The sequence below is a fragment of the Faecalibacterium sp. BIOML-A1 genome (assembly GCF_009679715.1).
Taxonomy (GTDB): Bacteria; Bacillota; Clostridia; order Oscillospirales; family Ruminococcaceae; genus Faecalibacterium; species Faecalibacterium taiwanense.
The window spans coordinates 1-328 of record NZ_WKZJ01000020.1 but is presented as its reverse complement, the minus strand read 5'-3'; the positions used below and the strand labels follow the sequence as shown (position 1 = coordinate 328).

The 328-nt window shown below is 51.8% G+C and carries 1 pseudogene; it reads left to right on the top strand.

The features are described from left to right. Positions 1-143: 143 nt before the first annotated feature. Positions 144-328: pseudogene (locus GKG36_RS15050) on the top strand (recombinase); the annotation flags it as partial.

Genomic DNA, 328 nt, shown 5'->3' with positions numbered 1-328 from the left:
GAACTGACCACCACGGAGAAAGTCGGTCACACCACCTACACCGTGACCGGCAGCTATGAGGGCAAGGAATCCTTTTTGAAGAAGCTGGAGCGCATTGTTGCCAAGAACGCCCAGCAAAAATTTGAAGATGAGGGTGCAGACGAATGACAACTGCGCCCAATTCTGCTATACTTGACCCGTTAACCAATCCTGTACTGACAGTTGCTCCACAGAGTAAGGAGGACACAACAATGTCTGGAGCAACGAATAAGATCACCGCACTTTACTGCCGACTGTCGCAAGAGGACGCACGGCTCGGCGAAAGCCTGTCCATTGAGAACCAGAAGGC